General features: G+C 73.2%; 10 protein-coding genes. 6 read left to right on the top strand and 4 right to left on the bottom strand.

What is annotated here, in order from left to right:
* Nucleotides 1–62: 62 nt before the first annotated feature.
* Nucleotides 63–1,808 carry a serine/threonine-protein kinase gene (locus tag ACWY4P_RS32570; protein ID WP_456204099.1) on the bottom strand — a complete coding sequence of 582 codons (1,746 nt, stop codon included), beginning with the start codon at nt 1,806–1,808 and terminating at the stop codon, nt 63–65.
* Nucleotides 1,809–2,330: 522 nt separating this feature from the next.
* Here ACWY4P_RS32570 and ACWY4P_RS32565 point away from each other — a divergent pair.
* From ACWY4P_RS32565 to ACWY4P_RS32550, 4 genes are all read left to right on the top strand, one after another.
* Nucleotides 2,331–6,767: an FHA domain-containing protein gene (locus ACWY4P_RS32565; protein WP_456204097.1), complete on the top strand. Its 4,437-nt coding sequence runs from the start codon at nt 2,331–2,333 to the stop codon at nt 6,765–6,767.
* 289 nt (nt 6,768–7,056) lie between these two features.
* Complete coding sequence (locus ACWY4P_RS32560; protein WP_456204096.1) at nt 7,057–8,433, top strand: ABC transporter substrate-binding protein; 1,377 nt, start codon at nt 7,057–7,059, stop codon at nt 8,431–8,433.
* Between the two features lie 24 nt (nt 8,434–8,457).
* On the top strand, nt 8,458–9,819 hold the full coding sequence (locus ACWY4P_RS32555; protein ID WP_456204094.1) for a carbohydrate ABC transporter permease: 1,362 nt from the start codon (nt 8,458–8,460) through the stop codon (nt 9,817–9,819).
* The gene (locus tag ACWY4P_RS32550) at nt 9,816–10,697 is read left to right on the top strand and encodes a carbohydrate ABC transporter permease (protein ID WP_456204093.1); all 882 of its coding nucleotides are present in this window, start codon (nt 9,816–9,818) and stop codon (nt 10,695–10,697) included. The genes ACWY4P_RS32555 and ACWY4P_RS32550 overlap by 4 nt, the downstream gene beginning before the upstream one ends.
* Before the next feature lie 70 nt (nt 10,698–10,767).
* Here the strand turns inward: ACWY4P_RS32550 and ACWY4P_RS32545 are convergent, their stop codons facing one another.
* Nucleotides 10,768–11,217: a MarR family winged helix-turn-helix transcriptional regulator gene (locus ACWY4P_RS32545; protein ID WP_456204091.1), complete on the bottom strand. Its 450-nt coding sequence runs from the start codon at nt 11,215–11,217 to the stop codon at nt 10,768–10,770.
* 79 nt (nt 11,218–11,296) lie between these two features.
* Here ACWY4P_RS32545 and ACWY4P_RS32540 point away from each other — a divergent pair, with 79 nt between their 5' ends.
* A complete protein-coding gene (locus ACWY4P_RS32540; RefSeq protein ID WP_456204089.1) occupies nt 11,297–12,208 on the top strand; it encodes an MBL fold metallo-hydrolase in 912 nt (303 codons plus the stop codon).
* Between the two features lie 21 nt (nt 12,209–12,229).
* Here ACWY4P_RS32540 and ACWY4P_RS32535 read toward each other — a convergent pair whose 3' ends face one another.
* The gene (locus tag ACWY4P_RS32535; protein WP_456204087.1) at nt 12,230–13,210 is read right to left on the bottom strand and encodes an aldo/keto reductase; all 981 of its coding nucleotides are present in this window, start codon (nt 13,208–13,210) and stop codon (nt 12,230–12,232) included.
* A gap of 23 nt (nt 13,211–13,233) precedes the next feature.
* Nucleotides 13,234–14,109 (bottom strand): EamA family transporter, encoded by an 876-nt coding sequence (locus ACWY4P_RS32530; protein ID WP_456204086.1) that lies wholly within the window; start codon nt 14,107–14,109, stop codon nt 13,234–13,236.
* 63 nt (nt 14,110–14,172) lie between these two features.
* Here ACWY4P_RS32530 and ACWY4P_RS32525 point away from each other — a divergent pair, with 63 nt between their 5' ends.
* Nucleotides 14,173–14,676 carry an Lrp/AsnC family transcriptional regulator gene (locus tag ACWY4P_RS32525; RefSeq protein WP_456204084.1) on the top strand — a complete coding sequence of 168 codons (504 nt, stop codon included), beginning with the start codon at nt 14,173–14,175 and terminating at the stop codon, nt 14,674–14,676.
* The last annotated feature ends 104 nt before the right edge of the window (nt 14,677–14,780 follow it).

Raw genomic sequence — 14,780 nt, 5'->3', positions numbered from 1 at the left:
CGACAAATCCCCTTAGTGGCGGGGCTCTTGGGCGCGGTGCCCCGCGTCGTCGAGCGGCTGGGTCAGCTGGGGCCGCCGAGCTTGGAGATCCAGTCCTTCACCTCGGTGATCCAGTCGGTGACCGCGTCCCAGTAGCTCTTGCCCTCGGCGATCCAGTCCTTGAGCGGGGTCAGCTCCCAGATCAGCCAGGAACCCACGATCAGGATCACGATCACGAACAGACAGCCCTTGAGGCACCCCATGCCGGGGATCTTCATCGGGCTGGAGCTGCGCTGCCGGGGCTGGCGCGGCTCGGGCTGCTGCGGCTGCTGGGGCGGCGGCGCGTAGTGCTGGGGCTGCGGCTGCTGGGGGTGGTGCGGCGCCGGGGCGTAGTTCTGGGGCTGCTGCTGGGCGTACGGGGGCGGCGGCTGCTGCTGGCGCCTCTGCTGCCGGCGCGGCGGCTGCTGGGGTTGCTGCGGCTGCTGAGGCTGGTACTGCTGGGGCTGCTGGTACTGCTGCGGCTGCTGCGGGGCGGGGCGGCGCTGCGGGCGGCGGCGCAGCGGGTCCTGGCTCGGGTCGAGGTACTGGACCTGCGTCTGCTCGTTGCGGTCCCGCGCCGCGCGCAGCTGGTTCTGCCAGGGGTGCGGGTCGTCCTGCCCCGGGCCCTGGCCGCCGGGCGGCACGGGCGGCATCGCACGGGTCGGGTCGGCGCCGGCGGCCGGGCCGGAGCCCGCGGGCAGCACCTGGGTGGGGTCGGCGTTCGGGCCGCCGCCGGGGCCGCCGGTCTGGGGCAGCACGCTGGTGGCCGCGGCGGGGTCGTACGCGGCGCCGGGGCCGCCCGCGGCGTTGGAGGGGAGCACCTGGGTCGGGTCGGCGGCGCCTGCCGGGTCGGCGCCCGGCACCGGGGCGGGCGCCGGGTCCGGGGCGAGCAGCGCGCCGACGCCGAGCGCGGCCTCGGCCTGCGCGGGCGTGGCGTGCACCCCGACGCCCGCGGCGACCACGCGCAGCGCGCGGGCCAGGTTCTCGGCGCTGGGCCGCTCCTCCGGGCTCTTGCGCAGACAGCGCTCTATGACCGTCCACATCGGCTCGGGCACGGTGGTGGGGCGGCGCGGCTCCTCGCTCAGGTGCCGGTGCAGCACCTCGAGCGCGGTGTTGCCCGCGAACGGCGGTCGGCCGGTGACCAGCTCGTACAGCATGATCCCGGCGCCGTACATGTCCACCGCGGAGGTCTGCGGGCGGCCCTCGGCCGACTCGGGCGCCACATAGGCGGGCGTGCCGACGAACTCATGGGTGCGGGTGAGACCGGGCGAGTCCGCGAGGCGCGCGATGCCGAAGTCGGTCAGCATCGGGTGCATCTCCTCGCCCTCGCCCGTGCCGGCCAGCAGCACGTTGGCGGGTTTGAGGTCGCGGTGCACGATGCCGTCCGCGTGGCTGGCGGCGAGCGCGTCGGCGATCTGGGCCATCAGCAGGGCTGCGGCCACGGGCGTGAACGGGCCGTTGCGGCGCAGGTAGTTGTGCAGGTCCGGGCCGTCGATCAGGTCCATGACCAGGGCGAGCAGATCGCCCTCGACGACCAGGTCGCGGGTGCGGACGATGTTGGGGTGGGTGAGCCGGAGCAGCACGGAGCGCTCGCGCAGGAAGCGCATCACGATCTCCGCGTCGTTCGCGAGCTCCTCCTTGAGGACCTTGATCGCGACGGTCTCGCCGGCCTGCCCGGCCACGGCGGCCTCAGCGCCCGCCGCCTCCCGCTGGCGGGCTCGCCAGACGGTGCCCGTGGCTCCGCGTCCGAGCGGCTCCTCGAGCAGGTACTTGCTGCCTACCGGCCGCACGTCATGCGCTCCCTGGTCGTGGTCCTTGTTTTCTACGGTGTCTGCTTCCGCCGACGGCTGGTTCGCGTCGCCGGCATCGCCTGCGTCGGCCCCACTGTAGTGGGGCCGTACGACATGCCGTACTGATCTCCGTACGAGCCGCGGATGAGCCGCGGCGTCTGTGGCTTGCGGGAAGACGCACCATCCGGACAGATGGTTGCCAAGGGACGGACGGATCCACTCCACCCGACGCCACAAAGGACACCCGACGAACACCCGACCCGGTCACAATCAACCAGTTTCGGCCAGTCAGTCGACCAATCAAGATCATGAAGCGACGGTCGGCGGGCGGAATGTCAGCGGCAGGTGCGAGGATGCACGCAGCACGGATGCGGTGGGGAGCCGGGGGGACCCGCGCGCGCCGTGCCCGTACGCCCGTGCCCGTGCGCCCGTACGGAGCTTGTACGTGCCGACGCGCCTGGGGGCGGTGGGGGAAACGGCGCCCCTGCCCGGCCCCCCGGACAGAAGGGACCGTTGACGGCTATGCAGATTCGGCTGACCGTCCTCGGGCCGCGCAGCGCCCACCCGGGCCGTCCGGGCCAGCCCGCGCCCGGCCACGCTCACACCGGACCCTGCGCCGTGGACGTGCTGGTGACCGCCCCGGCCGGCACCGCCCTCGCTTCGGTGACCGGCGGCCTGGCCACGGCCCTCGCCGCCGCCGGCTGCGACACGGGCGGCAGCGGCGCCGCCGTGCTGTACGCGGGGGCCGAGCGGCTCGACGCGCAGCGCTGCGCGCTCGGCGAGCCGCCCCTGGTGGACGGCGCGATCCTCGCGCTGAACGCCCCGGCCGACCCCGACCGCTACCCCGGCTACCCGGGCCTGCCGGAGGCCGCCGCGCCGGACGCGGCCGTCCGGCTCGACGTGGTGGCGGGGCCCGACGCGGGCGGCGTCCACCTGCTGCACGGCGGCCAGGTCCGCATCGGCCGCTCCGCCGACGCGGACGTCCCCCTCGACGACCCCGACGTGTCCCGCCTGCACTGCGCGGTGACGGTCGCCGACGACGGCCGGGTCACCATCACCGACCTCGGCTCGACGAACGGCACGGAGGTCGACGGCGCGCCCGTCGGCCCCCGCGCCGTCCCCCTGCCTCCGGGCGCCCTCCTGCGCATCGGCGAATCCGCCCTGCGCCTGCGCACCCCGTCCCCCTCCCCCGCCCCGCCCGAGCGGCTCCCGGCCCACCCGGACGGCGAGGGCCACCTACAGGTCACCCCCCAACCCCCCGCCTCCGGCCCCGCCCCGGCCGCCACCACAAGGGGCCAGGGCGACTGGCTCCCCGCCGGCCGGCAGCCGTCCCCGGGCGGAGCGGCCGCATACGGCGGCATGCCGGGCCACCCGGCGACGGGCGGGGGCGCGGGCGGGCCTGCGCATGGCCAGGGCGACCGAGGACACGGCGGCCGAGGCCGGCAGGCGTCCGTGGGCGGAGCCGCCGCACACGGCCATCCCGCGCCGGGCGGCAACCCGCCCGGCCGGCCCGGCGGCGGTCCAGCCGCGCCCGGAGGCCGGGGCACGACGCCGACACACGGCGAGCCGTATGCCAGCGCCGACCCGGGCGGCCAAGGCCGCGCCGGTCAGCGCGGCGACGGCGGGTGGCGCGCCGACGACCGCGCCCTGCCGGGGACGGACGAGAGCCCGACGCACTTCGGCGCCGCCGGGATGAGCCAGGGGCCGTGGGCCGCCACCGGCGGAGGCGCGGCGTGGGCGGAGTCCGCTCCGGGGCACGACCGGGCCGACGATCCGGCGCGGCCGGGCGGGGGAACCTCTGGCGGGGGAACGTCCGGCGGACAGACCACAGGCAGCGACGCAGGCCGTTCGCACACGGGCCTGCCCCGTACCCACCCGGGCGGCGCCGCGCAGGACGACCGGGGCGCCGGAGCACGTGGCGGACGGCCGGGCGGCTATGACGTCGCCGGGGCGCAGGTGCGGCGGCGGGGCGGCATAGGGGCCTGGGCGCGGCGGCTCGCCTCGGGGCTCGCCGCCGGCGAGCGGGACGAGGCGTGCGGCGAGGGGCCGGGCAGGGACGCCGCGGGGCAGGCGGCCGCCGAGGCCGCCGCGCTGCACCTGCGGTGGCCGGACCCGGCCGCCGTCCTGATGACGGCGCTCGGTCCGGGCCCGCGCCTGTGGGAGCGCGGCCCGGGGCACCCGGACGCGCTGAGCGTGCGGTTGGGGTCGGCCGACCGGCCCACCGCGGGCGGCGGGCTGCTGCCCGCCGCACCCGTGACCGTCGATGTGCGGGAGGCCGGCTCGCTGGGCCTGGCGGGCCCGCGCGCCCGCCTGGCCGGGCTCGCCCGCTCCGTCGTGGCGCAGCTGGCGGCCCTGCACTCGCCCGCCGCGCTGGAGATCATCCTGGTGAGCACGGACCACCGGCGCGCCATCGCCGAGCGGCTCGCGGAGTGGTCGTGGCTCGGCTGGCTGCCGCACCTTCAGCCGCTGCGCGGGCAGGACTGCCGACTGCTTCTGGCCTACGACCCGGAGCAGGCCACGGCCCGTACGAACGAGCTGGTGCGGAGGCTGGAGGACGGGCGGCCCGGCCCGGGCTGGGCGACCGCGTCCCCGGCGGCCGTGGCCGCCGCCGCGGCCCGGCACTCCGGCCCGTACACCCTGGTGATCGTGGACGGCGACCCCGGCCCCGCGGCCCTGCGCGAAACGCTCGCGGCCCTGGCGCTGGGCGGTCCGGCGGCCGGGATCCACCTCCTGTCCCTGGTGGAGGCGCCCGCCGCGTCCCCTGCGTCTCCGCTGTCGGCGAGCTATGGGGCCGCCCGTTCCGCGTCTCCGGTGTTCGCCGCGTGCGGGATGGCGGCGCTGCTCAGCGGCGATGTGGCGACGGGGCTTCAGGTCGTGCGCCGCGGCGGCCACGACGGGGCGGCGGGCGCGGCGGCGACCGTGGACGCGGTGTCGGCGGCGTGGGCCGAGCGGTTCGCGCGGGCCCTGGCGCCCCTGCGCCCGGCCGACTCCGCCCTGGAGGGCGGCGGCCCCGGCTCCGGCCGTCCGGCGGCCGCCCCGCTGCCGCGGGCGTCGCGGCTGCTGGACGAACTGGGGCTGGCGCGGGCCACGCCCGCCTCGCTGCTGGCCCGCTGGGCGGCCGCCGCGGACGAGGTCCCGGCCGGCGGCCGGGCCCTGGCCGTGCTGGGCGCGGGCCCGCGCGGCCCGCTCGCCGTCGACCTGGTGGCCGACGGCCCGCATCTGCTGATCGGCGGTGGGCCCGGCACCGGCAAGACAGAGCTGATGCGGTCGCTCGCCGCCTCGCTCGCGGCCGCCGAGCGCCCGGACCGCCTCGGACTCGTGCTCGTCGACGGCGGCGGCGCGGAGCGCGGCGAGGGGCTGCGGGTGTGCACGGACCTGCCGCAGGTCTCGACGTATCTGGCGGCCTCCGACCCGGTACGGATGCGGGAGTTCGCCCAAGCGCTCAGCTCGGAGCTCAAGCACCGCGCCGAGCTGCTGGGCGACGAGGACTTCCTCACCTGGCACGCGGGCGGCGGCGCGGGGAGCGCGGGCGTGAGCGCCGCCTCGGCGCGGAGCGCGAGCGGCGTCGGCGGGCACCTGACCGAGGGCACGCGCTCGGGTGGCGCCGCGGGCTCCGCCGCCGACAGCGGTACGGCCCGACGTCCCGACACCCAGGCCCGGAGCACGGGCGCCGGCGCGTACGCGGGGGCCGACGGCGGCCCGGCCCGACACCCTGACGCCCCGGACCGGAGCGTGGGCGGCGGCACGAGCGGCGTCAGCGGGCACGCGGGCACCGGCGGCGACACCTCGGCGCGGAGCGCCAGCGGACGAATGGGCGGCGCCACGGACGCGAGCGCCGACACCACCGCGGCCCGACACACCGGCGGCACGGCCCGCGGCGCCGGCGGGCACCCGGGCAGCGGCGCCGGCGACACCTCGGCGCGGAGCACCAGCGGACGGCTGGGCGGCGCCGCGGACGCGGGCGCCGACACCACCGCGGCCCGACACACCGGCGGCACGGCCCGCGGCGCCGGCGGCGGGCACCCGGGCAGCGGCGCCGGCGACACCTCGGCGCGGAGCGCCAGCGGACGACTGGGCGGCCCCGCGGACGCGAGCGCCGACACCACCGCGGCCCGACACACCGGCGGCACGGCCCGCGGCGCCGGCGGCGGGCACCCGGGCAGCAGCGGCGGCCCCGGCAGCGCACCGGCGCGGCACCTGGGCGGCGGCCCGGCGGGAGGCTCGGCCGGGGGCGTGAGCGCGGGCGGCGACAGCGGCGGCGCGCGGGTGGTCGCGCCGCGGCGGGCCGGTGACCTCGACTCCGCCTCCAGCGGCACCCTGCGGCTGCGCACTCAGCCCGGCAGGGAGGACGCGCAGGCGGCGGCAGCGGCCTCGCTGCCCCGGCTCGTCGTTCTCGTCGACGACTTCGACGCGCTGGTCGCCCCCTCCCTGGGCAGCACCGGCCGGCCTGCGGCCGGTTCGGTCGTGCGGGCGCTGGAGGCGGTCGCCCGCGACGGCGCGCGCCTCGGGGTGCACCTGGTCGCGGCGTCCGGCCGCCCGGACCGTACGGCGGGCACGGCGGCGGCCGAGCACGCCGGTCTGTGGATCACGCTGGAGGCCCACCCCCAGTCGCTTGCGGCGCCCACCGGCCCCGCGGAATCAGGCGGCGGCTCCGGGGCGGCGGAGGCCGCCGCCCACCCCGCGCCCGCCCCCGGCCGCGGGCAGCTGTACCGGCGGTGCGAGGGCGCGTCCAGCCCCTCCACGCCGTTCCAGGCGGGCCGGGTGACCGGGCGGATACCGCGTACGGCGACGCAGCGTCCCACCGTCGTGGCGGTCGACTGGGAGCGGATGGGCGACCCGCCCGCCCGGCGCCCGGTGCGGGAACTGGGCAACGGGCCCACGGACCTGGCCCTGCTCGCCAGCGCGCTTCAGCGCGCGGCGCAGTCGGCGGGCGCGCCGACCGCGCCCGCGCTGATCTGACCCGCTACGGTCCAAACCGCAGGGGTCCAGTTTCACCGTCCAAACCTCACCGTCCAAGCCCGGCCAGAACGCCCCTCCCCCATCCGACCCGTCCGACTTTCGGAGTCGATCGTCCCATCCTCCTGTCTGACCGCCCTGCCCCGTTCCTTCCTGACTGTTCATCACGGCCCGGTCACAATCAGAGAGTTACCGCAGAAAACGGTATTGCGACGGACCGTGACCGGGCGTAGGACTGTCGGCACGGGACACGGCCGCGGCGGGGGACGGCCGATTTGGGAGGACAACGGGGATGCTCACACCGCTTCGCAGGAAGCGCACGAAACGCACGAAGCGTTCGGCGCGAGCCGCGCTGGCCCTCTGTTCGGCGGGGGCGCTCATGCTCACCGTCGCGGGCTGCGGCACCGACAACGGGGAGGCCGACAGCGGCAGCCCGCCACCCGTGACCGTCAAGCTGCCCAACCTCAAGGGCAAGCAGCTCGAGGTCACGGCCGTGTGGACGGGCACCGAGCAGAAGAACTTCACCAAGGTGCTCAACGAATTCGAGAAGCGCACCGGCGCCAAGGTGTCATTCGTGCCGAGCGGCGACGACATGGCGGGCTTCGTCGGCTCGAAGATGGCGGGCGGCCAGCCGCCCGACGTGGCGCTGGTCGGTCAGGTCGGCGTGTTGCGCGAGTTCGCGCAGAAGGGCTGGGCCAAACCGGTCAACGCCGCCACCAAGGCGCAGCTGAGCAAGAACTTCTCGAAGGGCTGGCAGGAGCTCAGCTCGTACAAGGGCAAGCAGTACGGCGTCTACTTCAAGGTCAGCAACAAGTCGCTGATCTGGTACAACACCTCCGCGTTCGAGTACGCGGGCGCCAAGGAGGCGAAGACCTGGAAGGACTTCCTCGCCCAGGCGCAGCTGATCTCCGACTCCGGGACCGACCCGGTCTCGGTCGGCGGCGCGGACGGCTGGACGCTCACCGACTGGTTCGAGAACGTCTATCTCTCCCAGGCGGGGCCGGAGAAGTACGATCTGCTGGCCCAGCACAAGATCAAGTGGACCGATCCCTCGGTGAAGCAGGCGCTCACCACGCTGGCCGAGCTGTGGGGCGCCAAGGGGCTGCTCGCGGGGGGCAGGTCGGGGGCGCTGCAGACGGCGTTCCCGGACTCGGTCGTCAAGGCTTTCTCGAACGCCGCCGAGCCGGACGCCGCGATGGTCTTCGAGGGGGACTTCGCCGCGGCCAACGTCTCCGACGCGGGCGCGAAGCTGGGCTCGGAGGCGAAGGTCTTCCCGTTCCCGGCCGTGGGCGACACCGCCCCGGTGGTCACCGGCGGCGATGTGGCCGTGGCGCTGAAGGACAGTGAGGCCTCGCAGGCGCTGCTGACCTTCCTGGCCTCGCCCGACGCCGCCCACATCTGGGCCCAGGCGGGCGGCTTCATCTCGGCGAACAAGAAGCTCGACCTGAGCGTCTACCCCAACGAGCCGCTGCGCAAGATCGCCAAGGCCGTGATAGGCGCGGGCGACAACTTCCGCTTCGACATGTCCGACCAGGCCCCGGCCTCGTTCGGCGGCAAGCCGGCCCAGGGCGAGTGGAAAGCGCTCCAGGACTTCCTGAAGAACCCCAAGGACGTCGAGGGCACTCAGCGCCAACTGGAACGCGATGCCGCCAAGGCGTACGGGAACTGACGACGCGACCGGGAGATCCACATCATGTCGACCGCGACAGCGGGCGGCGCGGCAGCACCGGGCCGCGTAACGCCTGCGCAGGAAAAGAACAAGAAGAAGAAAAGCATCACGGGCACCCGCCTGTGGGTGGCGGGGATCTTCCTGCTGCCCGCGCTGGTGCTGCTCGGCGCGCTCGTCGTCTACCCGATCGGCTTCTCCGTCTACCGCAGTCTCTTCGACGCGTCGGGCGACGGATTCGTCGGGCTGGACAACTACCAGGAGATGTTCAGCGACGACGCGACCCTGACGGCGATCAAGAACAACATCATCTGGGTCATCGTCGCCCCCTCCGTGGCCACCGCCCTCGGCCTGATCTTCGCCGTGCTCACCGAGCGCGTGCGCTGGGGCACGGCCTTCAAACTGGTCGTCTTCATGCCGATGGCGATCTCGATGCTGGCGGCGGGCATCATCTTCCGGCTGGTGTACGAGGCCGACCCGGACCGGGGTGTGGCCAACGCCGTCTGGGTGAGCGTGCACGACACCTTCAACGAGTCGCCACCCTTCCCCGGCGCCCATCCACGGCCCGGAGCCGGGATGACCGAGTCCTCGAACGGGTCGTTCACCACCGAGGCGACGGCGAAGGCAGACAGCCCCGTCTCGTTGCCGCTGGTCGCCGCCAAGCGCGACGACGTGAGCGGCGCGCAGGACGCCAAGGCCGCGAAGCCGGAGGCGGGGAAGGTCACCGGCACGGTCTGGTTCGACTTCACCAAGGGCGACCGCGGCAAGCACAATGTGCTCGACAAGGGCGAGAAGGCGCTCGCCGACGTCAAGATCGAGGCGGTCAAGGACGGCAAGGTCGTCGCGACGACCACGTCCCGCGCCGACGGTACGTACACCCTCCCGGCCAAGGCGGACGGCGCCGAGCTGCGGCTGCCCGCCTGGAACTTCGGCCAGCCGTACAACGGGGTTGACTGGCTCGGCCCGTCGCTGGTCACCCCGGCCATCATCGGCTCCTATGTATGGATATGGGCCGGGTTCGCGATGGTGCTGATCGCGGCGGGGCTCGCGGGTGTGCCGCGCGAGCTGCTGGAGGCGGCGCGGATGGACGGCGCCAATGAGTGGCAGGTCTTCCGGCGGGTGACGGTGCCGCTGCTGGCGCCGGTGCTGTCGGTGGTCGTCGTCACCCTCATGATCAACGTCCTGAAGATCTTCGACCTGGTGTACATCATCGCGTCGGGGCCCAGCCAGGACGAGGCCAATGTGCTCGCCCTCCAGCTGTATCAGTCCTCCTTCGGGACCGACGTCAACCAGGGTCTCGGCAGCGCGATCGCCGTGTTCCTGCTGGTGTTCGTGTTGCCCATCATGTTCTTCAACATCCGCCGGATCCGAAGGGAGAGCCGCCGATGACCAGCGCGGACACGGTCGTACGAGCCAAGCAGTCGCTTGCCGCGCGGATCGCGGCCCGGGCCGGCGGCGGGGTGATGCGGGTCTTCCTCATCCTGATCGGGCTGTTCTGGCTGATGCCCACGCTCGGCCTGCTGCTCTCCTCGCTGCGCGACCCCTCCGAGGTGGCCGTCTCGGGCTGGTGGAAGGTCTTCACCGATCCGGGGCAGCTCAGCTTCAGCGCGTACGACGATCTGCTGTCCAACCAGCAGATCACCGACTCGCTGTGGACCACCCTCGCGATCACCGTCCCGGCCACGGTCCTGGTGGTGGTGCTCGGCGCGCTGGCGGGCTACGCCTTCGCGTGGATGGACTTCCCCGGCCGCGACTGGTGGTTCCTGATCGTCGTCGGCCTCCTCGTCGTCCCCGTGCAGGTCGCGCTGATCCCGGTCGCCAAGCTCTTCGGCGAGATCGGCGTCTTCCAGACGACGACGGGCGTGGTGCTCTTCCACACCGCCTTCGGCCTGCCCTTCGCGATCTTCCTGCTGCGGAACTTCTTCGCGGAGATCCCGCGCGAGCTGCTGGAGGCGGCGCGGCTGGACGGGGCGGGCGAGCTGCGGCTGTTCGTACGGGTCGTCATGCCGCTGGGCGGGCCGGCCATCGCCTCGCTCGGCATCTTCCAGTTCCTGTGGGTATGGAATGACATGCTGATCGCGCTGATCTTCGCGGACAGCGGCAACCCGCCCATCACGGTGGCGTTGCAGCAGCAGGTGCGGCAGTTCGGCAACAACATCGACATCCTGGGCCCGGGCGCCTTCATCTCGATGGTGATCCCACTGGCCGTCTTCTTCGCCTTCCAGCGGCAGTTCGTCGCCGGGGTGATGGCGGGCGCGGTGAAGTGACCCGAACGCACTGACCCGAACCGCTGAGCCAGAACCACTGAGCCGGTCGGCCCGCCGAGGGCCGGCCGGCTCAGTGCTGTGTGACGGGTTGCGTGACGGGTTGTGCGATGGCCCGCTCGAGCAGTTGGTGCAGGGTGCGCTGCTCCTCTTGGGTGAGACCCCCGAGGGGGGAGTCCCCACCGAGAAGTTCAAGGAGCCGCTCCCGGAGCGCGGTGCCCTCCGGGGTGAGCACCAGTTGCTTGGCGCGCCGGTCGGTCGGGTGCGGGCGGCGTTCGATCAGGCTCTGCTTCTCGAGCTTGTCGACGACGAAGGTGGCGTTGGAGGGCTCGCAGCTCATGCGTTCTGCGAGCTCTTTCATCGTCATCGGCCCGCTCAGCTCGCGCAGCGCGGTCGCCTGGGGCGCGGTGAGCCCCAGCGTGGCCGCGCGCCGACGTAGATGGTCCGCGATCCGGTCGGCCATCCCGTTCACGAGGCCGCACAGCTGCCGTTCCGCGATGGCCTGTGCTTCCGGGTTCGTCATGCGGCCCATCCTAGCAAGTACCTAAAGCCTGGATATTACAAGCTTGAATAGTTCTAACTTGATGCTTATGGTTGCGGTCATGACCCACATCGCCATCGGGGAGGAACGAACAACCATGAGCGAGAACGAGCGGCTGCACCGGCCGTCGATCATCCGGTCACTGCGGCTCGGGGAGACCAAGGTGACGTACGTACCGGACGGGGCGGTGCAACTCACGCCGCGCGGCTGGCTCCCGGACACCACCGACGCGGTGTGGACCGCCCACCCCGAGTACCTGGACGGCTCCGGCCATCTCGCGGCGGGCATCGGCGGCCTCCTGGTGGAGACCGGCGGCCGGGCGCTGCTGATCGACGCCGGCTTCGGGCCGCAGTCGTTTCCGGCCGAGCCCGGCAGCCCGATCGGCGCCATCCAGGGCGGCGCGCTCCTGGACAACCTGGCCGAACTCGGCCGCCGCCCCGAGGACATCGAAGCGCTGGCCTTCACCCACCTGCACACCGACCACCTCGGCTGGGCCTGGCACCCCGCCCCGGGCGGCGATCGCCCCGCCTTCGCCCACGCCGACTATCTGGTGGCCGAGCCCGAATGGACCCAGCGCCACCTCCTCGAGGCCCACGGCACCGGCAAGGAGACACTTGCCGCGCTGGAGCCGTATGTCAGGACCACCTCGGACGGCCAGGAGATCTTCCCCGGCGTGCGCGTCCGGTTCATCCCCGGCCATACGCCCGGCCACGCCGCCTACGTCATCACCGCGGGCGGAAAGCGGCTGATCGCCTTCGGCGACGCCCTGCACTCGCCGATCCAGGTCGGCCACCCGGAATGGTCCTCGGTCGTCGACCACGACTCCACCCAGTCCACCGACTTCCGCCGCCGACTCGTCGCCGAGCTCCAGGAGCCCGACACCATCGGCTTCGGCATCCACTTCGCCGACGTGGTGTTCGGCCAGGTCCGCCCCGGCGGAGACGGCCCCGTCTGGCGCCCCGTCGACGGGTGACTCACGCTGACGGCGGTCACTTCAGGAGTGCCCGAGGACCCGGTGGGGCCGGTACGGGGCCTCCAGGCGGGCGATCTCTTCCTCGCTCAGGGACACCTCCACCGCCGCGACCGCGTCGTCCAGGTGGTTCAGCTTGGTCGCACCCACGATCGGTGCGCTGATCGCAGACTTGCCGAGCAGCCACGCCAGGGCTATCCGCGCGGGTGGCAGCCCCCGCTCACCGGCGACCTCGCGCACCGCGTCGACCACGTCGAAGTCGGCGTCCCCGTACATTTCCTCGGCGCGCTGGTCGCTGCCCGCGCGGACGGTGAGCTGCTTGCCGCCGCGTTCGCGCGAACCGGCGAGCAGCCCGCGCGCCAGCGGGCTCCACGGGATGCAGCCCACTCCCTGGTCGAGGCAGAGCGGGATCATCTCGCGCTCCTCCTCGCGGTAGGCGAGGTTGTAGTGGTTCTGCATCGACACGAACTTCGTCCAGCCGTGCGTCTCCGCGACGTGCTGTGCCTTGGCGAACTGCCAGGCGAACATGGAGGACGCGCCGATGTAGCGCACCTTGCCGGAGCGCACCACGTCGTGCAGCGCCTCCATGGTCTCCTCGATCGGCGTCTCATAGTCCCACCGGTGGATCTGGTACAGATCCACATGGTCGGTCCCCAGCCGGCGCAGCGAGGCATCGATGCCGGACAGGATGTGCTTGCGCGACAGGCCGCCGTCGTTGGGTCCGGAGCCCATCGGGAAGTAGACCTTCGTGGCGAGCACGTAGTCGTCACGGTTGCGGAAGAGCTTGTCGAGCAGCCGCCCGGTGATCTCCTCGCTCACGCCGCGCGAGTACATGTCCGCGGTGTCGAAGAACGTCACCCCTGCCTCCGCCGCCCGCCGGACGATGGGCTCGGCCGCCTCCTCGTCCAGGAACCACGCCCACTGGGCGGGATCGCCGTAGCTCATCATGCCGAGACAGACCCGCGAGATCTTCAGCCCTGTCGAGCCCAGCCTGGTGTACTTCATGTCGTTGCTTCTCCCGATCTTGCTTACTGCTGCCCTGGTGGGGCTGCTTGCTGGTGGAACGCTATTCCGGCGGCGACCAGCGCGATGCCCACCAGGTCCGAGACGGTGGGACGCTGGGCGAGCACGACCAGGCCGATGATGGTGGCGGTCGCCGGCAGGATGGCGAGCATGAGTGCGAACGTGGACCGGCGCAGCCGGGCCATGGTGAGTTGGTCGGCCACGTAGGGGACGACCGAGGAACATACGCCCACGCCGACACCGGCCAGGAGCCAGGCGGGATGGGTGAACGCCGTCCAGGCCTGGCCGATCCCCGCGGGTGTCGCGACGGCCGCCGCGATCAGCATGGCGCCGCCGAGCCGGTCGATCCCGCCCGGCTGCCGACGGGTGCCCGCGTTGGCGATACGGTGACCGAGGACCACGTACAGCACGAACAACGCGCAGTTCGCGAACGCGAAGACGAACCCCAACGGCTCCCTGGCGAGCCGGATGTCGGTGAGGATGAGCACGCCGCTGACGGCGAGGCACAGCGCGAGCACATTGCGTCTCGTCCGCGCGCCAACGGCGGCCAGCACGATCGTCCCGAGGAACTCGATCGCGCCCACCGTGGACAGCGGGAGTCGCGCCACGGCCAGGTAGAACACCGTGTTCATCGCGGCCAGAACCGCGCCGAGCCCGACCAGGTCCCGGGCCTGCGTCCGCGTGAGTTGCCTCGTCAGCCGCCACGGCCTGCGCCACACCGCGAAGACGACGGCCGCGCTGACGATCCTGAGCCAGGCGACGCCGAGTACGCCCACGTGGGGGAACAGGAGTACGGCCAGCGCCGGGCCGAGGTAGTGGAAGACCGCGCTGACCCCGAAGTACGCCGGTGCTGGGACCGGAATCGCTGTCATGCGGGCCATGCGGGGTATCTTGCAGGGCTGAATAGCCAAGTTGAATGGGTCTTTGAAGCTGGGAGGCGTCAGATGCCTGGAGAAATAAGGCCGAACGGCCAGAATGCCTTCAGCGAGCGGGCCAGGCTGCTGGACGCGGTCAATGTGCGTCTCCTCTCCGAACTCCACGGCGATCCGCGCCTGTCGATGTCGGAGCTGGCCCGCCGCGTCGGGATGTCCGCGCCCGCGGTCACCGAACGGGTGCAGCGCCTGGAGCGGCTCGGCGTCATCACCGGTTACCGGATGAACGTGGACCCGGCCGCGCTCGGCATGCCGGTGACCGCTCTCGTCCGCATCCGCCCGGGGCCGGGCCAGCTGCCGAACGTCACCGAGGCCGCCCGCAGCACCCCGCAGGTCGTCGAGTGCTACCGGATCACCGGGGAAGACTGCTTCCACCTCAAAATCCACGCCCCGTCGATCGAGGGCCTGGAGGACACCCTCGACAAGTTCCTGCTCTTCGGGCAGACGACCACGTCGATTGTGGTGTCGACGCCGGTGCCATTGCGTCCGCTGCCGGTGTCGGTTCCTGGCCAGTAGTCCCTCGATCGCGCCGGCTGCGCTGGTACGGGCACTCACCCAACCCCAAACGCCTGGTCATGCCGGCACGCGATCGCGTCTGTATCGCCACGTCCCCTCGCCGT

This window comes from Streptomyces sp. LZ34 (genome assembly GCF_053890475.1).
This window is presented reverse-complemented; position numbering and strand designations above follow the sequence as displayed.